Source organism: Providencia vermicola (assembly GCF_010748935.1).
GTDB classification, from domain to species: domain Bacteria; phylum Pseudomonadota; class Gammaproteobacteria; order Enterobacterales; family Enterobacteriaceae; genus Providencia; species Providencia zhejiangensis.
In genome coordinates this window covers 2,254,454-2,274,499 of record NZ_CP048796.1, presented here as the reverse complement: position 1 = coordinate 2,274,499, position 20,046 = coordinate 2,254,454, and the positions used below count along the sequence as shown (strand labels likewise).

Below are 20,046 nucleotides of genomic sequence, written 5' to 3'. Positions count from 1 at the left end.
CTCATTTAGTAAGGATTTAATGATGAACTCATCTCTCAAAGTTGTTAAGCAAGGCTTGTCAGCATTATTGCTGTGTCTTCCTTTGTTAGGGCTTTCTTCAGCGCATGCTGCGAATGTCAACTGCACTGCGGGAAGTACTTGTGTAACGTCAGGAAATGTTGATAGTGTTCTGACGAAAGAGCAAGCTCGCCAAGAAAAAGAACAGTGGGATCAAACACGTCAGTTACGTACAAAAGTGAATGCGCGCACTGAAAAAGAGTTCGATAAGGTTGATGCCGCGTTTGATGCGAAAGATGCATGCGAAAAAAGTCTTAATTTAAATGCTTATTGGGAACCTAATACACAACGTTGTCTTGATGTAAATACTGGACGCCCATTAGCTCGCCCATAACTCATTAACCTAATTAAGGAGTTATTATGAAAACGAGACTTATACTTCCAGCACTGTGTATCCTGTTTGCCCCTGTATTAGCACAGGCATCATGTGAAAGTGTGATTGAAGAAATTAAGCAAAAGATTATCAATAATGGTGTTCCTGCTGATAATTTTAGCTTAGTGGCTGTTCCAAATGACGAAGTCGATCAAACACAAGGACAGGTTGTTGGCCACTGTCAGAATGAGACGTATAAAATCATTTATACTCGTCACCAATAAAATAGCTAGGGCGCTTTGAGCGCCCTTTTCAATTTTATCTAAGCATATTCACACATAAATTCTTTAAGCTTATCTTTATCTAAATATTGACAGAGTTCTTTCTCTTCTGGCCGCAATAAATAGGGGATCTCACCGAGTAATGGTGCTTTTAAGTGCTTTTGTAATCGACTAATAATCTGAGCGTAATGGGCAAGGCCTGGATTAATTCGGTTCGCTATCCAGCCGACAAGTGGTAAACCATCGGCTCGTATTGCCTCTGCTGTAAGCAATGTGTGATTAACACAACCGTGTTGAATTCCGACAACAAGTATTACACCAACCTTTTGGCCTTTTAACCAATCAGTGTAAAACGTATTGTCATCTAATAAATAACGCCAGCCACCATTACCTTCGATAACAACGGTATCGCATTGACTATTTAGGTTTTCTAAGCCTAGTTTAATTTTACTGAAATCAATACGGTTTTCGTGATTGTAATTATCTTTAATTTTTATTGGATTGATATCATCATATGATACAACCTCTTGTGATATTCCATGAATGAGTAAAGCATCCTTATTTCTCATACCTTCTGGAGTATCAATACATTGATCAGCAATGGGCTTGTAGCCTACCGCTTTAATTCCTTGGCTATTAAGCGCCTGCAATATGGCCAATGTGGATACTGTCTTCCCGACATCTGTATCTGTCCCGGTAATAAATAGATTCATCATAGTTATTTTCTATCCTGAAGTGACAGACGACTGCATAATTGCAGTGAAAAATGATATGGAATCAGTTTATGGGAATGGGCAAGTCTTAAGTTTGCGTTAGCTCAATTTTCTAGTTAATAGCAAAAACTTTATCAACTTTTGTTAACCTTGTAGTAACTGGATCAATAAAGAGCCATCGTATAAAGCCTGTTGAATTAAAGCAGTTTCACTCTCTTTTTTAGTAATTTCAGATTTTTCAATATGCAATTCTTGACAGTAGATATGAATGCACTGGGAGCGACAGTATTGATATAAAAGTGGATAAAATAGCGAAGAGACACGATTTAATGGCGAATTGATCAAAATTAACTCAATGCCAAAAATATTAATTAATTGATAGAGCTGCCCTGCGAGTATTTGAGCAATATTATCTAATATGTGCAGGCAAAGAGGATCTTCAGTTTCAATACCTAAACAGAAATTATCGAAATTAATTTCTTCATTTAAAAGCGAGGTTTCTGGGTATAAATGAAATAATTTAGGAATACGCTTTAAGATCGCTGGAATCGAAATCGATCTTTCTAAGCAGCCAATCCCGCCACAATAACAACTCTCGTGGCTGTTCTGAATCTGTCCATGACCGAAATAAATGGTACGTCTGGTATGGCTATCTAGCGCAATACCATTATTGATAATGGCGGCACTAACCACATCATCGATTTGTAAATAAATAATATTTTTAGCTGTTCTTTTAGCATGAAAAGAAAAATAATCGGTTAAGGCTAACGTATTAACATAAGGTTGAATATAGGTTGGTAAACCGGTTTGTTCTGTTAAGTGATGGCCAAGTGATAAATGATCAATATCATAGTCCGGTAATTTATAAATCACACCGGAAAAAGGCTCAATTAGACCATCTAAAATAATGCTAATTGCAGTGACACGCTCAAGGTGTTGTGAGTAAGTGGCAAAAAAATGGCTAATTAAAGATGAGAGAGTATTTGAAAATTCATCATTGCCTTTTACGTGAAAAGGATAGCTTTGTTCTACGATGGTTTGGGTATTGATCTCTTTTAGGGCTAAGCTGATAGAACCATTTTCAATTCGGATAGATAAAAATTGCCACCCTTCACTTTCTATTACTAAGCCAATGGCTGGTCGACCACGTAAGCCAAGAACGGGGAATTCAATTTCTTTCACTAAGTGAGCATCGATCAATTCACGGGTGATTTTTGTAATACTCGCTGGAGCGAGTAGTGATTGTTTGGACAACGCAATACGCGAGATTGGCCCGTGTTGATCAATCACTCGGTAAACAATCCCTGTATTTAGTTGCTTAATCTGATCGATATGACCGGTTTGATTTTCCATTATGAAATATTAAATCCCATGCTAAAGCAGCCAGCTATTATGCGTAATATAAGTCATCAACGCCTTGAACCACATGTTAATTGTGACTTAAATCACATGATTTAACCAACAATGTTTTTTATGAGTAACTGAGTTAATTTTTGTGCGGCCGCTGGTAATGTCCTACGACTATTGTAGACTAACCATACCTCCGATGCTGCATTGATATTAGAAAATTTGATGTACTTTACACCATCAATCTTCATGCGAGTGAAGGACTCTGTGATAATAGAAATTCCCATGCCAGCTGCAACTAATCCTAAAATGGTCATCGCTTCACCGGCTTCTTGAGATATTTTAGGCGTGACCCCAGCGGATGTAAGCAGATTATGTATTTCATCATAAAGCGCCGTTCCCACCTCTCTTTCGAAAAAAACTAAAGGATAATCAGCCAATAAGTGAATATCGACACCTGTTTTTTCGTATTTTAATAGCGGATGCCCTTCATACACCGCAACCATGAAAGGTTCTTTAAACAATAATTGGTAATTCAATTGTTCAGGTAATTGAGTATTACGCATAATACCCATATCAATCCTACCCGTTAATAATGGTGCAAGTTGTTGTTTTGTATTCATTTGATGCATATGAATAGCGACTTCAGGGTAGGATTCACGATATTGACGTAAACACATAGTCACTTTATGCATAAAGGGGGTTGTTGAGGTGAAGCCTATAGAAAGTTCGCCTAACTCGCCCTTTTCCATTCTTGCGGCTTTCGTGGCGGCAGCTTCGACCTGAGACAATATTTGATAAGCCTCTTTAAGAAACATAGTGCCTGCGGGGGTTAAGGATACATTCCTATTATTACGCTCAAGTAACTTTGCATTGATTTGCTCTTCAAGTGACTGAATTTGCTGACTCAATGGTGGTTGAGAAATATGCAGTCGATCAGCCGCTCTCCCAAAATGTAACTCTTCTGCAACAGCAACAAAATAGCGTAAGTGTCTTAATTCAATAGCCATTTTCTTTATGATATCTTTAAAGTATTATTGGTAATTATTAATATATTAGACAAAATAGTCTGAGATTTCTATCCTTTGATCGAAATCAATTGGGTTATATGGCAAGGAAATCTCTATGGAACATTCATCAAATAGTCTTACTACTGAAGACACCGCTAACGGAACGCGGGATAACTCAAATAAGAATACTGTCCCTAAAAAGCACTATATTCAACGTGATGATGCACTATATTTGCGCGTGACACTTTCATTCTTTACCGTGGGGTTAGCTACATTTGCATTACTTTATTTTGTGCAACCGATTTTGCCGATGTTATCAGAGGATTTTAATGTTTCCCCTGCTACGGCTAGTCTCTCGTTATCATTAAGTACTGGATTAATGGCGCTAGGGCTACTGATTACTGGACCAATTTCCGATGCGATTGGACGAAAAAATGTCATGGTCGTTGCGTTAACAAGTGCGGCATTGTTCACACTGTTAAGTGCTTTTATGCAAAGTTGGCAAGGTATTTTAATTGCTAGAGCGCTCGTTGGATTATCGTTGAGTGGTGTTGCAGCGGTTGCGATGACCTACCTAAGTGAAGAAATCCATCCTAGCTATGTCGCATTATCAATGGGGTTATATATTAGTGGTAACTCTATTGGTGGAATGAGCGGACGTCTTGTTACGGGCATTATCGCTGATTTTTATTCATGGCGTGTCGCTGTGGTTTTGTTGGGCAGCCTAGCTTTAATTGCTGCAATTGGCTTTTGGCGGTTATTGCCACCTTCACAACATTTTAGAGCAAGCTCTTTAAAACCCAAAAATTTGTGGATTAACTTACGCCTTCATTTTCGTGATAAAGGTTTACCATGGTTATTTGTTGAAGGCTTTGTTTTGATGGGAGGGTTTGTCACTATGTATAACTATATTGGTTATCGATTACTTGAAGCCCCCTATCATTTTAGCCAAGCTACTGTTGGCTTATTATCAATAATTTATTTAACAGGTACATATAGCGCATCGAAATCCGGAAGTTTAACCTCTAGATTTGGTTTGGGAAGTGTGCTGATTGCTGCATTAGTTCTCATGTTGTCAGGGATCTTGTTAACACTATTTTCGAGTTTTTGGCTCATCCTTTTGGGCATGACGGTGTTAACAGCTGGGTTCTTTTCTGCTCATTCAGTCGCCAGTAGTTGGGTTGGACACCGAGCTAAACGGGCTAGAGGCCAAGCTTCTTCACTTTACTTGTTTAGTTATTATGCAGGTTCGAGTATTGCAGGAACTGTTGGTGGGATTTTTTGGTTGCAATTTGGATGGGCTGGCGTTGCTTGGTTTATTGCTGGGCTGCTTCTTATTGGTATGCTAATCGCTTACAAATTAAAGGCTAACTGCTGATCAAGCCAGTGTCTTTACTTTATCAATACCTATTAAATGATGAAATTTATTTTGTGAGTTTGATTCAGTGAAAATGTTGCCCTCAACAACGATGAGGGCAACCAATGAAAAATCTATTTTTACTTCCTTTTCTACTCTGTTTTTCAACATTTATATTCGCGCACGGCTATGTATTTGAACCACAAAGCCGTGCTTACCTGTGTAATCAAAAGCTCAATGCAGAGTGTGGTGCAATACAATATGAGCCACAATCTCTTGAAGCTGCAAAAGGTTTCCCTTTATCAGGCCCTATAGATGGTCAAATCGCAAGTGCGGGTATTACTCGCTTTGCTGAACTTGATGTGCAAACAGCCGCTCGTTGGAGCAAAAATGATCTTCATCACTCTCAACAAACGTTTAAATGGTATTTAACTGCCAGACATTCAACATCTAAGTGGGAATACTTTATTACCAAGCCGAATTGGAACCCTAATTTACCAATAAGCCGTAATCAATTAGTTTTAACACCATTTTGCCAGTATGATGAACCCAAACGCCCTGGTTCAGTCGTCGAGCATCATTGTACATTACCAAAAGAAAATTTAGGCTATCAACTGGTGTTAGCGGTTTGGACGATTGCTGATACGGATAATGCTTTTTATCAAGTGATAGACCTCAATATCAAATAAGACTTTTTATAAAGGGGAAAGAAGGCCCCTTTCGTTCTGTTAGACAGATTTATTTTGCTCGATGCTGAATATTTGTTATATTTTCAATATATAGAATGTTGTAACTAAATGGGTGTATTGGCTTATGACAAATGCTAAATATGAGCTTATAAATTGCTTTAATCAATTAGAGAACAAAATAAGTAAGTTTAGTCATCTCATGGCTGAACAGCCCGTTTTTTCTGCCTCCGTATTTCGTCTCCCTGAAATTATGAAAGGTGATGAAAATAATGAAATAAAACATATTGAGGTTGAGAAAATAACAGGGAAAGATGCAATCAATCATGCTATAGCGCATTTTAATTTGTTGTTTATTCATGATAAATCAGAGTTAACCAGCAACAAATCGGCAGTTAGGTTACCCGGTGCTATTTGTATAAATGCGCCCTATTCTACTTATCGGATGTTTCATTCATTACTAGAAGATATCAATGAATTAAAAGTGAAAATAAAGAAGATTGTGACTCAGCAATCTGGCGTCGATGAATCACAACGTTTTGAGTTTATTCATGATAGTCTCCATGGTCTATTGACGTTAAATACTTATCGCTCTTTAACTTATCTTACGGATGTCGATACCGTTAGATTTGGCTGGGCAAATAAAAAAGTCATCAATAAGACCACCAAAGAACAGGTATTAAATAAGTTGCAAGCCTCATTAGAAAATGGCCGTCAACCATTAGGTATACCTAGAGAACATTGGCTGAAGCAATTAGAGCAAGAAATTACTCTAATTAGTCAGCTAAATCAGGATGCCGTACTTAAAACTCAGAGACCGGTGAAAGTTCAGCCTATTGCTCGTGTTTGGGATAGCGCACAACAAAAACAGACTCAACTTGCCTGTGCCAATCCGTTAATCATATTTGCCGTCGAAAAATCATTAGATGATATTGTGATCGGTGATTTGCCGGATTATAACGCAGACAATATTACTCTTCGCAACCGCCCCCGATCAAAGCCCATAGAATTATTGATCCCTCGCCTCAACTTATATCAAGAAGTCTAGAGATAAAATGCGATGTTCGTTGGAGATTGAGCGTGATAAAAAGTACATAGATTATGCAACATAAAAAAGCACTTACTTATTGTTAAGCAAGTGCTTTTTTTAGCTTAAACTAATCTGTTAATTAGTTTTTCATGCTGCCAACCATATCTTCAGGACGAACCCACTCGTCGAACTGTTCAGCGGTTAGATAATTCAGTTTTAAAGCTGATTCTTTCAGCGTTAACCCTTCTTTATGGGCTTTTTTAGCAATTTCAGCTGCTTTATCGTAGCCAATATGGGTATTTAGTGCAGTCACTAACATCAGTGATTCATGCAGAAGTTTTTCAATGCGCTCACGGTTTGGTTCAATACCAATCGCACAGTGCTCATTGAAGCTACGCATACCATCGGCCAAGAGGCGAATTGATTGTAAGAAATTATCAATGACCATTGGACGGAATACGTTCAGCTCAAAATTACCTGAAGCACCACCAATATTGATAGCAACATCGTTACCCATAACTTGAGCACAAAGCATCGTTAGCGCTTCGCATTGTGTTGGGTTAACTTTACCTGGCATAATTGAGCTACCTGGCTCATTTTCAGGGATTGCAATCTCACCAATACCGCAACGAGGACCAGATGCCAACCAACGAACATCATTCGCAATTTTCATCAAAGATGAAGCAAGACCTTTTAGTGCACCATGAGCGTGAACTAAAGCATCACACGTTGCTAATGCTTCAAACTTGTTAGGTGAAGTAACAAATGGTTGCCCTGTTAACTCAGCAATTTTTTTAGCGACACGTACAGCATATTCAGGGTGAGTATTTAAACCCGTACCGACCGCGGTACCGCCAAGAGCCAGTTCGCACACATGAGGTACAGAGTTTTCAATATGTTTTTCATTGTGAGCTAACATCGCTACCCAGCCAGAAATTTCTTGGCCTAACGTCAGCGGAGTTGCATCTTGTAGGTGTGTACGACCAATTTTAACGATATCTTTAAATTCTTTTGCCTTAGCATCTAATACTTTATGTAATGCTTTTAGCTCAGGAAGTAAATGTTCGCGAATAGCAACAACGGCCGCAACGTGCATAGCTGTTGGGAAGACGTCATTGGAACTTTGGCTCTTGTTAACATCATCGTTCGGGTGAATAAGACGGTCATTACCTCTTTGGCCACCTAAGATCTCACTACCACGGTTTGCAAGCACTTCATTCATATTCATGTTACTTTGAGTGCCAGAACCTGTTTGCCAGATAGCAAGAGGGAATTCTGTCGGATGCTTACCAGCGAGTACTTCGTCAGCAGCAGCGATAATCGCATCGCCACGATCTTTAGGAAGTAATCCTAAATCCATGTTAACGCTTGCAGCTGCTTTTTTAGTCACGGCTAAGGCATGGATTAAAGCAACTGGCATCTTCTCTACAGATATACGGAAATGTTCTAAAGAACGCTGGGTTTGCGCGCCCCACAACTGGTCAGCTGGTACTTCAATTGGTCCCATTGAGTCTTTTTCAATGCGAGTGGCTGCCATTACTATCTCCTTAAGTACATACACAGAATAATCGGTTTTAAAATCACCAGCTTGCAGGTAAGCTGGCAATACCCCTCTATGATGCCACACATTTAATTTCAATAATGCGACTTAACCGTGTTTATTGTATTGTAGTATCAAGGAAATAAGTTGATTTTTAGAAAAAGAGAGTTTGGCTATGCTAAAAATGATTAATAAAGTTCAAAATTATGACTGGGGAAGTAAAACTGCGCTCACACAGTTATACGCTATCCCTAACCCAGAACATTTGCCAATGGCCGAATTATGGATGGGTGCCCATCCTAAAGCGAGTTCTTATGTTGTTAACGCTAAAACCGGTCAAAAACTCTCATTAATTGATTACATTGCCAGTAATCCTGAGAAAATTCTAGGCAAAAAAGTAGCCGCGTCTTTTTCATCACGCTTGCCCTTTTTATTCAAAGTATTGTGTGCAGCAAAACCCCTTTCTGTACAGGTTCATCCGAATAAAGTTTACGCTGAGGTTGGTTTCGCTAAAGAAAATGCAGCGGGTATCCCTCTAGACTCACCTATCCGTAATTATAAAGATGATAATCATAAGCCTGAGCTAATTTATGCGCTCACCCCTTTTAAAGCGATGAATGCATTTCGCCCATTGCAAGAGATCGCCGAGTTACTTGATTTTGTTTCCGCGGCACACCCTGAAATTCAATTTTTTGTTCAATCACCGACGGAAGAAAAGCTGGCTAAATTATTTGCACAAATTCTCAGTCTTTCTGGGGAGCAGAAAGAATTAGCATTAGGTGTATTAAAAGCGGCACTTAATAGCCGCCAAGGTGAACCTTGGAATACGATAAAACAAATGGTTAGCCTTTATCCTGAAGATACTGGTTTATTTGTGCCACTTCTGCTTAATGTGATTGAGTTACAACCTGGCGAAGCGATGTTCTTATATGCAAGAACGCCACACGCATATATTGAAGGTGTAGGTTTAGAAATCATGGCAAATTCAGATAATGTCCTACGAGCTGGTTTGACCAATAAGCATATTGATGTGCCTGAATTGATAGCTAACGTTGATTTTGTTCCTAAAACAAGCAAAAGTTTACTTAGTGAACCCCAGAAATCAGGAAATATCTGTAAATACCATATACCAGTAGAAGATTTTGCATTTAATATATATTCTATTAACGGCACGGAGATAAACATAACTAATGAGACAGCTTCTATCTTATTTTGTATAGACGGTGAGTTAGTTTTGAGATCAGGCAGTGAAGAATTAAAAATCAGTTCTGGAGAATCTGTTTTTATTTCAGCCTTTGAAAAAGAAGTTCGCTTAACAGGTATAGGTGAACTTGCTCGCGTGTATAACCTTTGATTTATTTTGCGTTTTGTTCGTCTTGATTGCACGCAAAAGACGGTTTGTTAAAACTTGTACAAAATTCATTGCATGTTGAATAACGTGCTGAAAGGATGGATGTTTATAATGAAAAAGTCATTAGTTGCAGTTGGTGTTATTATTGCTGTGGGTGCTGCTTGGACAGGGGCGTCATGGTATACTGGCTCTAAAGTAGAAAAGGAATTAAACAAAGTTATCAGCAACACTAACGCATTTTTTGCTGCAAATGCGCCAGAAGCTGGACTCACATTTAAAGTTGAAAACTTTAAACGTGGCGTATTCTCATCTCAAGCAAATATCGTTATTTCAGCAGCTGAATCAGCAGGTCCTGATGAAACTATCGTTTTCAATACCGATATTGATCACGGCCCTTTCCCGCTATCACAAGTTGCTAAATTTAACCTAATGCCGAAATTAGGTGCAGCACATATTGAATTGGCAAATAACGCTTCTACAAAAGAATTATTTGAAATAACAAAAGGTAAACCTTTTATTTCAGGTGATGCTGTAATTGGTTATAGCAAAAGTATTGATTCAGATTTAGAACTGTTACCGATTGAATATTCGAAAGAAGATGCAAGTATCTCTTTCAGCGGTTCAAAAATGGTGTTCAATACGACATCTGACCTCGAAAAAGTGGATGCATCTCTAATCACTGATAATTTAGTGATTCAAAAAGCAGATAAATCTGAGGGAATGACCTTAAAAGGATTGAAATTAATCTCTAACGTAACGAAAACTCAATATGGCTTCTATACGGGTAAACAAGAGTTTGTTATCGCAGATACTGATTTTAATATCCCTGAAGTTAAATTTTCTTTCAAAAATTTAGCTATCAATTCAGATACTGTTCTTGAAAAAGAAACGGTCAAAGGGAATTTAGCTTATAGCATTGATGGACTGACAGCGCTAGGACAAAACTTAGGTTCAGGTAAAGCGGTTCTTTCAATCGATAAATTAGATGCAAAAGCATTAGGTCAATTTGTTGAGCAGTATAACAAAGCCTTAGCAGAAGGTCTGGCAAGTGGTAATCCATCCGCTGCTGGGGAACAAATTGCTATGGATATAGTCACAAAAACATTACCTCAACTGCTGCAAAGCAAACCAACCTTTTCGATTAGCCCTGCTTACTGGAAAAATGATGCTGGACAAAGCTCAATTGACTTAAGCATGACTTTCAACAAATGGAATCAAGACGAACTGACTTCATTAGCGTTGTCGAATAAGGTTGATGAAGCAGTTAAGAGCCTGTTGACCTCTTTTGACTTTAATTTCACGCTGAATAAACCTATGGCGATCGAGTTGCTTGCTCAAGCAGCTATTTTAGATCAAGGTAAAGCTGTCGATGCTGAAATCAAAAAACAGTATGTGGAACAAGCAACAGCTGAATTTGAACAAGCACAAATGATGCTGACTTCTGATATGTTCTCTTCTCCGTTTGAAGAAATGTTTATGACAGACGAAGAACGTGCTGAAAAAGCTAAGCAGAAAAAATCACCGTGGATGGTTGAAAAAGGTAATGACCTGACAATGACTATCAAATTTGCAGGTAATGATATTACTTTCAACGCGGATAAATACACTTTAGCTGACTTCTTAACTAAGATGAAGATCATGTCTAGCCCAGAAAGCACTCTGGATTATGAAGAAGAAGAAATCATCGTTCCTGAAGTTGAAGAAGCGCCAGCTGAAGGTGCAGAAGTCGCACAACCAGCAAACTAATTTAGTTTAAAATAAATCTTAAAACGCCAGTCAATCAATTTTGACTGGCGTTTTTACATCTATACTAAGAACATATATACAACGAACTATCAGCAAGATAAAGGGATGCAATTAGTGATTAACAGACAACTGCCATTAACGGATATCCACCGCCATTTAGATGGTAATATCCGCCCTGAAACGATTCTTTCTCTCGCTCAACAGCATAATATCGCGTTGCCTGCCTATGAGCTAGAAACTCTACGCCCTCACGTACAAATCATGACACAAGAAGCTGATTTAGTCGGATTTTTACAAAAATTAGATTGGGGAGTCGCTGTGTTAGCAGATTTAGATGCCTGCAAACGAGTGGCTCAAGAAAATGTTGAAGATGCTTATAATGCAGGCATTGACTACGCTGAACTACGTTTTTCTCCCTACTATATGGCAATGCAACACAAATTACCCATTGAAGGTGTCGTTGAAGCCGTGATTGATGGGATAATGGCAGGTTGTAAGCAGTATGATATCAAGATCAATTTAATTGGTATTTTGAGCCGGACTTTCGGACCAGAAGCTTGTTCTCAAGAATTAGCGGGTCTTCTCGCTCATCGTGATAAGCTTTGTGCGCTAGATCTTGCTGGTGACGAACTTGGTTTTCCTGGCTCCCTATTTAATGCCCACTTTACCCGAGCTCGTGATGCCGGTTTGCAAATAACGGTTCATGCGGGAGAAGCGGCAGGTGCAGAGAGTATTTGGCATGCGATTAAACAGTTAGGTGCGCAAAGAATCGGTCATGGCGTTAAAGCAAATGAAGACCTAGAACTCATTGAGTACTTAGCCTCACATAAAATCGGTATTGAAAGCTGCCTGACCTCCAATATTCAAACGAGTACAGTATCATCATTATCTGCACATCCGTTGAAAATGTTTTTAAATCACGGCGTATTAGCCTCAATCAATACAGATGACCCCGCGGTTGAAGGTATTGAGCTAGACCATGAATATAATATCGCCGCTCCGATGGCAGGATTAACGCAAGCTGAAATTGAACAGGCGCAAATCAATGGATTAACGATGTCTTTTCTCAGTGAGAGCGAAAAGCAGCAATTACGACAAAAAGCCGCCCTTCGCTAATCAGGGTATATTCCTTTTTCATTTTGGGAGGTTGGCTTAGAGAACAAACGGTTGCTAGCTATCAACTCTTGCTCTAGCGCATTAAGGCATGAGAGTTTCGAGCCGCTCTCCCGCCATAAACAACCTCCTTTAACAGTGGATAAAATCGATGTTATTGAGTTGATGGGACATAGAAATAATAAATAAGATTATTATTCAATTAGTTAATAGATTGAGTATTCATTTTCAACCTTACTATCCGCTGTCATTAAATGTTTAAACGGATTTTAAGATAAAGTCAGATAAGCTGTATTCTAACCCCAAACATCCCCGTTTAGGGCAGTTCAACCAAATTCTGCCCTGTTTAGCTTTTTTATTTTTATACTCAGTGGCTAATGTATGAAGTTTGTTTCCACCCATTAGTATGTTGTAACTAAATACAGGTATTTTATCGAGTAGATACCTCTACTCGACACAGAACTAATTATTTAGCTAAGCGCTTTGCATAGCGTTGAGCAAGAACAGCGCAAACCATCAACTGTATTTGATGGAATATCATTAATGGCAATAGTATCACTCCAACGACTGAGGCTGGGAAAAGAACATTCGCCATTGGAACACCATTAGCAAGACTTTTTTTAGAGCCACAAAATACAATCGTTATTTCATCTTCTTTGCTAAATTTAAATAGGCGAGCCGCTAATGTATTGAGCACCATAACAATAAATAAAATAAGGCAACTGATTACAGAGATCATAAAGAGTGAATAGGCATCAATACGCTGCCATATCCCTTCAACGACCGCTTCACTGAATGCAACATAAACAACCAATAATATTGATGACCGGTCGGTGATATTAATTAGTTTGCGATTCCGGTTAATCCAATTCGCTAATAACGGCCTAGAAAGGTGCCCTACGACAAATGGCAACATTAGCTGTAATAAAATAGCACCAATTGCATTCAGTGTATCCATCGCTTGGCTGCCATCTTCATCCATTAAGAAGCCCACTAAGATCGGCGATAAAAAGACTCCCAAAATGCTCGATGCTGAAGCACTACAAATTGCCGCGGCAACATTCCCGCCTGCAACAGAAGTAAATGCAATTGCCGATTGTACCGTTGCAGGTAACGCGCAAAGGTAAAGGAAGCCCATGTACACGGTTGGTGACATCCAAGTTGGCACCATGAAATGCAACCCTAAACCAATAATAGGAAATAAAATAAATGTGCTAGAAAAAACCAATAAATGCAGTCGCCAGTGTCCAATTCCGGCCATGATAGATTCGCGAGACAGCTTTGCGCCATGCATAAAAAATAACAGTGCAATTGCTGCTGTCGTTAAGTATTGAAAGCCGATTTTAATCTCCCCCTCACAAGGAAATAGGCTAGCAATTACCACAACACAAATCATGATAAGCAAGAAAGGATCAATTTTAAGTTTTGCTAACAAATTCATTTTAGTACCTAACAAAGAGCCAGCTTTTGCTGGCTCATTAATTTAAAATTAATTTTAGAAATCAATATCTACAGTACGTTTTTCTTTGGCTGAAATGATACCGGCTTCAATCAGCTTCATGATTTCAATCGCTTCTTGGGGTTGTACTGGGTTTTCGGCGCCATGACGGATTGCGTCGAAAATCTTAAGGTAATAACCACCGTAATGACCTTTTTTGTTCACCCACTCTTTAGAAATCAATTCATCGCCTTGTGACAGCGTCACAACTCCGTTACGTTCATCAACCCCCCAATTTTCATCGTTGGGTAACGCCCCACTTTTTAGTTTATCTTCTTGGGAATCAAGACCATATTTAACATAACTGCCTTTCATGCCATGGACGACATAAAGCGGAGATTCCGCCGCAGCCACGGTGGTAGCATGAAGAATCACTTTTTTATCTGCGTAATTAAGCAATACATGGAAATAATCGACGGCTTCTGCATTAGGGCGGATCATCGCTAAATCTGCATGAATACTGGTAGGCTTACCAAAAAATTGTAAGGCTTGATCTAATAAATGCGGGCCTAAATCATACCAAATTCCACCGCCGGCAACAGCCGATTCACGCCATCTTTGGCGTGTCACTGGACGATAGCGGTCAAAATGAGATTCATAATATTTAATGTCACCTAAGCAACCGTCAGCAAAGAGCTGTTTTAACGTCAAAAAGCCCGCATCCCAACGACGATTATGGTACACAGAAAGTATTTTTTCTGCTTTTTGGGCCTGTTGTTGTAGCGCTTCGGCTTCTTCAACAGTAACAGTAAAAGGTTTATCCACAACAACATGTTTACCTGCCGCTAGTGCTTGGCTCGCCAGCGGATAATGAGTATCGTTCGGTGTTGGAATAATAACTAATTCTATTTCAGGATTTGCAAGTAACTGTTCTGGAGAGGAGACTACCGTAACATTCGGCCAATCTGTCGTCACTTTATCTGGCTGACTGCTTGAAATTGCTGTCAGCTCATAACCTGGCAAAGTGGCAATAAAAGGTGCATGAAATGTTTTACTTGCATAACCATAACCAATAATACCCACTTTAATTGGTGCAGACATAATAACCTCATTTTATTAGTTTCCACAGAACGTATAAAAAGTATCACCATAACCAATTAATTAGCAAATAAAACTATGGTAGGATATCCATTGATTGATTCTATCAAAATAATTTTAAGTACCATTGAACACTGAAAAAAAGCATTTTAAACGCTAGCTTAGATGCTCTTAGGCAGGTAACAATATGTATTTGAATTATTATGAACTTAAATATGGAATAAATTGATATGACGCCTGTCTATGACCATCATCGAATTACGGGTTGGCTCCTTGCTCCAGCCGCCTTTATTTTAATGACATTTTTTGCTGTGTGCGCCATGGTAGTAATGTATTCCATTAAACTTTATCAAATTGTCACCACTATTGAGAATTGGTCCAGTTATATCCCGTTAGATTGGTGTTTATCATTTCTTATTACCGTTGTGATGGCGCTATTTACCGCTCATATTTTGAAATTGATGTTTATTCGTTCTAAACATTTCCCTCGCCGTTTTATTATTTGGCTATTAGTGTTATTGCTGTTGGGATTAAAAACCTTCGCCTTCGCTGCCGTTGAAGACAATATCGCACTAAAAACACTCGCTTGGCCACTTATTGGCGCGGGAGTCTTTGTGCCTTACATTAAAAATTCTGCCCGCGTGAAAATGACTTTCACACAAGATCGATAAGCATCACAAAAATAGCTTGTTATCATACGCTCAGTTTTACTGACATACGTCGGTCTTTGTTCTTTAATTTTGTTTTCAGGCTATGAAATGACTGATTATCTTTTACTATTTATTGGAACAGTGCTGGTTAATAACTTTGTGCTGGTAAAATTCCTTGGTCTGTGTCCATTTATGGGCGTATCAAAAAAACTCGAAACAGCCATTGGAATGGGCTTTGCTACGACTTTTGTCATGACACTTGCCTCCATCAGTTCTTGGCTGATGGACACGTTAATTTTAGTGCCTCTTGACCTTCTCTATCTACGCACCCTCAGCTTTATTTTAGTGATCGCCGTCGTTGTTCAGTTCACCGAAATGGTTGTCAGAAAAACCAGTCCAACACTCTACCGCTTATTAGGGATTTTTCTCCCACTCATTACAACTAACTGTGCTGTGTTAGGTGTTGCTCTGTTAAATATCAACCAGTCGCATGGTTTCTTACAGTCAGCCGTTTATGGTTTTGCTGCCGCAGTCGGCTTCTCATTGGTCATGGTTTTGTTTGCCGCTATTCGTGAACGGCTTGCTGTTGCCGATGTCCCTGCTCCTTTTCGTGGTTCATCTATTGGCCTAGTTACTGCTGGACTTATGTCTTTAGCATTTATGGGTTTTAGTGGTTTGGTGAAATTCTAATGATGTCGTTATGGATTGCTATTGGCATTTTAGCTGTTTTGGGACTGATTTTTGGTTTAGTCCTTGGCTATGCCTCTCTACGCTTTAAAGTTGAAGAAGACCCTATTGTCGAAAAAATTGATGCGATTTTGCCTCAAAGCCAATGTGGTCAATGCAGCTACCCAGGCTGTCGTCCTTATGCGGAAGCCGTCGCTAATAATGGTGAGATGATCAATAAATGTGCCCCCGGCGGCGAGCAAGTTATGTTGAAAATTTCCGAGCTGCTGAATGTCGACCCTCAACCGATTGACGGCGATGAGAGTGCACAGAATCCCGTTCGTAAAGTTGCCATTATTGATGAGGAAAACTGTATTGGATGCACCAAATGTATCCAAGCATGTCCTGTCGATGCCATTGTTGGTGCAACCAGAGCGATGCATACCGTCATTGAAGACTTGTGTACAGGTTGTGACCTATGTGTCGCGCCCTGCCCAACCGACTGTATTGAACTGGTTCCCGTGAAAACGACGACGGCAAACTGGAAATGGGATTTAAACAGTATTCCAGTTAAAAATATTCCTGTGTCAGCTAATGAACAACAGCCCAAATCACCCTTTTCTGCGGTAAAAGGTGATGCACATGTTTAATTTATTTAACTGGCTGAAAAAAGATACTATTTGGGATTTTTCAGGCGGCATACATCCACCTGAAATGAAGCTTCAATCCAGCCAAGTTCCAATGCGCGTGGCTTCAATCCCTGAGCAGCTTATTATTCCGTTACAACAGCATTTAGGCCCTGAAGGTGAGTTAATTGTTAAAGCGGGTGATCATGTACTCAAAGGCCAACCTTTAACACGTGGTGTTGGCCGAACCGTACCTGTCCATGCTTCAACGTCCGGTACAATCACCGCAATTAAACCGATGGTTACCGCTCACCCTTCTGGCTTAAAAGAACTGTCGGTTTGCCTCAACGCTGATGGCGAAGATACTTGGTGCGAATTATTTCCTGAGCCTAATTATTTACAACTCACCCCAGCGCAACTATTGCAAAAAATTGAACAAGCAGGTATCGCCGGACTTGGGGGGGCAGGCTTTCCAACAGCCTCTAAGCTTGCCGGGGGGAAAGATGCGATCAAGACCTTAATTGTGAATGCCGCGGAATGTGAACCTTATATCACCGCGGATGATCGCCTCATGCAAGAACATGCAGATGAGGTCATCGAAGGCTGTCGCGTTTTGCAACACCTACTCAATCCTGATCAAATTCTTATTGGTATTGAAGACAATAAGCCAGACGCTATTGCGGCTTTAAAAAAAGCAATAACCACTCATGATAAGCATATTTTTATTCGGGTCATTCCGACTAAATATCCTTCTGGCGGAGCCAAACAGCTTACTAAAATTTTGACGGGTAAAGAGGTTCCCTCCGGTGCTCGTTCATCTCAAATCGGCGTATTAATGCAGAACGTGGGAACGGTGGTTGCAATAAAACGAGCCGTGATTGATGGTCAACCTTTAATCGAACGTGTCGTGACCGTAACGGGTGAGTCGATCGCCTCTCCGGGTAACTTTTGGACTCGTCTAGGTACCCCTGTACAACACCTTTTACAACAGACGGGTTTTACGCCTGCAACTGAGCAAATGGTCATTATGGGTGGCCCATTAATGGGGTTTACTTTGCCTGACCTTAACGCGCCCGTTGTTAAGATTTGTAACTGTTTACTGGTTCCTAGTATCGAAGAGGTTGGGCAAAAGCCTCTTGAAGAAGCGTGTATTCGTTGTGGTTTATGTGTTGATGCATGCCCTGCTGCTCTGCTCCCTCAGCAACTGTATTGGTTCAGTAAAGGTAAAGAGCATGAGAAAGCACAGAAGCATAACCTATTTGATTGTATAGAATGCGGCGCTTGCGCCTATGTTTGTCCAAGTAATATTCCTCTCGTGCAATATTACCGACAAGAAAAAGCAGAAATACGTGAGATTAAGCAAGAGGAACGACGGGCAGCAGAAGCAAAATTACGTTTTGAAGCGAAACAGCAGCGGATGGAACGCGAAAAACTGGCCCGAGAAGAACGCCATAAAAAATCAGCTGTTCAAGTGGAGGCATCCGATAAAGATGCTGTTGCCGCAGCCCTTGCTCGTGTAAAAGCCAAAAAATCAGCTGCCACATCCGCAATTGATGTCATTGTAGGTGCAGAGCCCGATAACAGTGCGGTTATTGCCGCAAGAGCGGCACGTAAAGAGCAAGCGAGAGCAAAACAGGCCGAGAAACAAGCCGCTACAATGATAGCAGAAGATAATACTAACGACCCACGTAAGGCTGCCGTAGCCGCTGCACTTGCTCGTGCTAAGGCGAGAAAAGCCGCGGCCGCGCAAGAAAGCAAAGGTGACACTGTCACTCAACCTACGGAAGCAAACGATGGGAATGATCCGCGTAAGGCAGCGGTTGCTGCGGCTATTGCTCGTGCAAAAGCCAAGAAAGCGGCTCAACAGGAGACTATCGCCTCAGAGAACGTAGAACCAACCAGCGCTGAAGAACCAGCTGAGGTTGATCCGCGTAAGGCAGCGGTTGCCGCCGCTATTGCTCGTGCAAAAGCCAAAAAAGCGGCTCAACAGGAGGCTACTGCCTCAGAGAACGTAGAACCAACCGGCGCTGACGAACCGGCTGAGGTTGATCCGCGTAAGGCAGCGGTTGCTGCGGCTATTGCTCGTGCAAAAGCCAAAAAAGCGGCTCAACAGGAGGCTACTGCCTCAAAGAGCGCAGAGCCAACCAGCGCTGACGAACCGGCTGAGATTGATCCGCGTAAGGCAGCGGTTGCCGCCGCTATTGCTCGTGCGAAAGCTAAAAAAGCGGCTCAACAGGAGGCTTCCGCCTCTGAGAACGTAGAACCAACCAGCGCTGACGAACCGGCTGAGGTTGATCCACGTAAGGCTGCGGTTGCCGCGGCTATTGCTCGTGCAAAAGCCAAAAAAGCGGCTCAACAGGAGGCTACTGCCTCAGAGAGCGCAGAGCCAACTAGCGCTGACGAATCGGCTGAGGTTGATCCGCGTAAGGCAGCGGTTGCCGCGGCTATTGCTCGTGCGAAAGCCAAAAAAGCGGCTCAACAGGAGACTATCGCCTCAGAGAACGTAGAGCCAACCAGCGCTGACGAACCGGCTGAGGTTGATCCACGTAAGGCTGCGGTTGCCGCCGCTATTGCTCGTGCGAAAGCCAAGAAAGCGGCTCAACAGGAGACTATCGCCTCAGAGAACGCTGAACCAACCAGCGCTGACGAACCGGCTGAGATTGATCCGCGTAAGGCAGCGATTGCCGCCGCTATTGCTCGTGCGAAAGCCAAGAAAGCGGCTCAACAGGAGGCTACCGCCTCAGAGAGCGCAGAGCCAACCAGCGCTGACGAACCGGCTGAGGTTGATCCACGTAAGGCTGCGGTTGCTGCGGCCATTGCCCGTGCTAAAGCCAAAAAAGCAGCACAAGATAAAGCACAACTTATCGCGAAAGCCGATGAAGAGGAAATGCTTTCCCCTGCTGCTGAGCAGCCAATTGAAGAAGAAACAGATCCTCGTAAAGTCGCCGTTGCCGCAGCGATAGCTCGTGTAAAAGCGAAACAGGCTCAAAAACAAAACGAACAAACCATGACAGAGTAAGTGAT

At 41.0% G+C, this 20,046-nt stretch carries 18 protein-coding genes; 12 read left to right on the top strand and 6 right to left on the bottom strand.

Annotated elements, in window-relative coordinates:
* Positions 1-22: 22 nt before the first annotated feature.
* Both G3341_RS10185 and G3341_RS10180 read left to right on the top strand, forming a co-directional pair.
* Positions 23-391 carry a DUF1283 family protein gene (locus G3341_RS10185; RefSeq protein WP_154635671.1) on the top strand — a complete coding sequence of 123 codons (369 nt, stop codon included), beginning with the start codon at positions 23-25 and terminating at the stop codon, positions 389-391.
* A gap of 26 nt (positions 392-417) precedes the next feature.
* On the top strand, positions 418-654 hold the full coding sequence (locus G3341_RS10180; protein WP_154635670.1) for a DUF1161 domain-containing protein: 237 nt from the start codon (positions 418-420) through the stop codon (positions 652-654).
* A 38-nt stretch (positions 655-692) separates the two neighbouring features.
* Here the strand turns inward: G3341_RS10180 and bioD are convergent, their stop codons facing one another.
* The 3 genes from bioD to G3341_RS10165 all read right to left on the bottom strand — a co-directional run bounded on the left by bioD (position 693) and on the right by G3341_RS10165 (position 3,721).
* A complete protein-coding gene (gene bioD, locus G3341_RS10175) occupies positions 693-1,367 on the bottom strand; it encodes a dethiobiotin synthase (RefSeq protein WP_154635669.1) in 675 nt (224 codons plus the stop codon).
* A gap of 141 nt (positions 1,368-1,508) precedes the next feature.
* Positions 1,509-2,717: an ROK family protein gene (locus G3341_RS10170; RefSeq protein WP_163861603.1), complete on the bottom strand. Its 1,209-nt coding sequence runs from the start codon at positions 2,715-2,717 to the stop codon at positions 1,509-1,511.
* Positions 2,718-2,818: 101 nt separating this feature from the next.
* Positions 2,819-3,721, bottom strand: a complete 903-nt coding sequence (locus tag G3341_RS10165) for a LysR family transcriptional regulator (RefSeq protein ID WP_154624817.1) — start codon at positions 3,719-3,721, stop codon at positions 2,819-2,821.
* Positions 3,722-3,836: 115 nt separating this feature from the next.
* On the opposite strand from G3341_RS10165, the gene G3341_RS10160 reads away from it, so the two are divergent.
* From G3341_RS10160 to tus, 3 genes are all read left to right on the top strand, one after another.
* On the top strand, positions 3,837-5,099 hold the full coding sequence (locus G3341_RS10160; RefSeq protein WP_154624818.1) for an MFS transporter: 1,263 nt from the start codon (positions 3,837-3,839) through the stop codon (positions 5,097-5,099).
* A 104-nt stretch (positions 5,100-5,203) separates the two neighbouring features.
* Positions 5,204-5,767 carry a lytic polysaccharide monooxygenase gene (locus G3341_RS10155; RefSeq protein WP_163861600.1) on the top strand — a complete coding sequence of 188 codons (564 nt, stop codon included), beginning with the start codon at positions 5,204-5,206 and terminating at the stop codon, positions 5,765-5,767.
* 124 nt (positions 5,768-5,891) lie between these two features.
* Positions 5,892-6,812: a DNA replication terminus site-binding protein gene (gene tus / locus G3341_RS10150; protein ID WP_163861596.1), complete on the top strand. Its 921-nt coding sequence runs from the start codon at positions 5,892-5,894 to the stop codon at positions 6,810-6,812.
* A 121-nt stretch (positions 6,813-6,933) separates the two neighbouring features.
* Here the strand turns inward: tus and fumC are convergent, their stop codons facing one another.
* Positions 6,934-8,331 (bottom strand): class II fumarate hydratase, encoded by a 1,398-nt coding sequence (gene fumC / locus G3341_RS10145; protein WP_154624821.1) that lies wholly within the window; start codon positions 8,329-8,331, stop codon positions 6,934-6,936.
* A 178-nt stretch (positions 8,332-8,509) separates the two neighbouring features.
* Between fumC and manA the strand changes: the two genes are divergently transcribed.
* The 3 genes from manA to add all read left to right on the top strand — a co-directional run bounded on the left by manA (position 8,510) and on the right by add (position 12,547).
* Positions 8,510-9,688, top strand: a complete 1,179-nt coding sequence (manA, locus tag G3341_RS10140; protein WP_154624822.1) for a mannose-6-phosphate isomerase — start codon at positions 8,510-8,512, stop codon at positions 9,686-9,688.
* A gap of 108 nt (positions 9,689-9,796) precedes the next feature.
* Positions 9,797-11,431, top strand: coding sequence for a YdgA family protein (locus tag G3341_RS10135; protein ID WP_154624823.1), 1,635 nt, complete (start codon positions 9,797-9,799; stop codon positions 11,429-11,431).
* Positions 11,432-11,545: 114 nt separating this feature from the next.
* Positions 11,546-12,547, top strand: a complete 1,002-nt coding sequence (gene add / locus G3341_RS10130; protein ID WP_163861593.1) for an adenosine deaminase — start codon at positions 11,546-11,548, stop codon at positions 12,545-12,547.
* Between the two features lie 463 nt (positions 12,548-13,010).
* Here add and G3341_RS10125 read toward each other — a convergent pair whose 3' ends face one another.
* Both G3341_RS10125 and G3341_RS10120 read right to left on the bottom strand, forming a co-directional pair.
* Positions 13,011-13,985, bottom strand: a complete 975-nt coding sequence (locus G3341_RS10125; RefSeq protein WP_163861590.1) for a bile acid:sodium symporter family protein — start codon at positions 13,983-13,985, stop codon at positions 13,011-13,013.
* 54 nt (positions 13,986-14,039) lie between these two features.
* A complete protein-coding gene (locus G3341_RS10120) occupies positions 14,040-15,083 on the bottom strand; it encodes an oxidoreductase (RefSeq protein ID WP_163861587.1) in 1,044 nt (347 codons plus the stop codon).
* 227 nt (positions 15,084-15,310) lie between these two features.
* Here G3341_RS10120 and G3341_RS10115 point away from each other — a divergent pair, with 227 nt between their 5' ends.
* The 4 genes from G3341_RS10115 to rsxC all read left to right on the top strand — a co-directional run bounded on the left by G3341_RS10115 (position 15,311) and on the right by rsxC (position 20,041).
* Positions 15,311-15,751, top strand: coding sequence for a DUF2569 domain-containing protein (locus G3341_RS10115; protein ID WP_163861584.1), 441 nt, complete (start codon positions 15,311-15,313; stop codon positions 15,749-15,751).
* 87 nt (positions 15,752-15,838) lie between these two features.
* Positions 15,839-16,420 carry an electron transport complex subunit RsxA gene (gene rsxA / locus G3341_RS10110; RefSeq protein ID WP_154624828.1) on the top strand — a complete coding sequence of 194 codons (582 nt, stop codon included), beginning with the start codon at positions 15,839-15,841 and terminating at the stop codon, positions 16,418-16,420.
* The gene (gene rsxB, locus G3341_RS10105) at positions 16,420-17,046 is read left to right on the top strand and encodes an electron transport complex subunit RsxB (RefSeq protein ID WP_154624829.1); all 627 of its coding nucleotides are present in this window, start codon (positions 16,420-16,422) and stop codon (positions 17,044-17,046) included. Before rsxA ends, rsxB begins: the two co-directional genes overlap by 1 nt.
* Positions 17,039-20,041: an electron transport complex subunit RsxC gene (gene rsxC, locus G3341_RS10100; protein ID WP_163861581.1), complete on the top strand. Its 3,003-nt coding sequence runs from the start codon at positions 17,039-17,041 to the stop codon at positions 20,039-20,041. Before rsxB ends, rsxC begins: the two co-directional genes overlap by 8 nt.
* Positions 20,042-20,046: the final 5 nt, after the last annotated feature.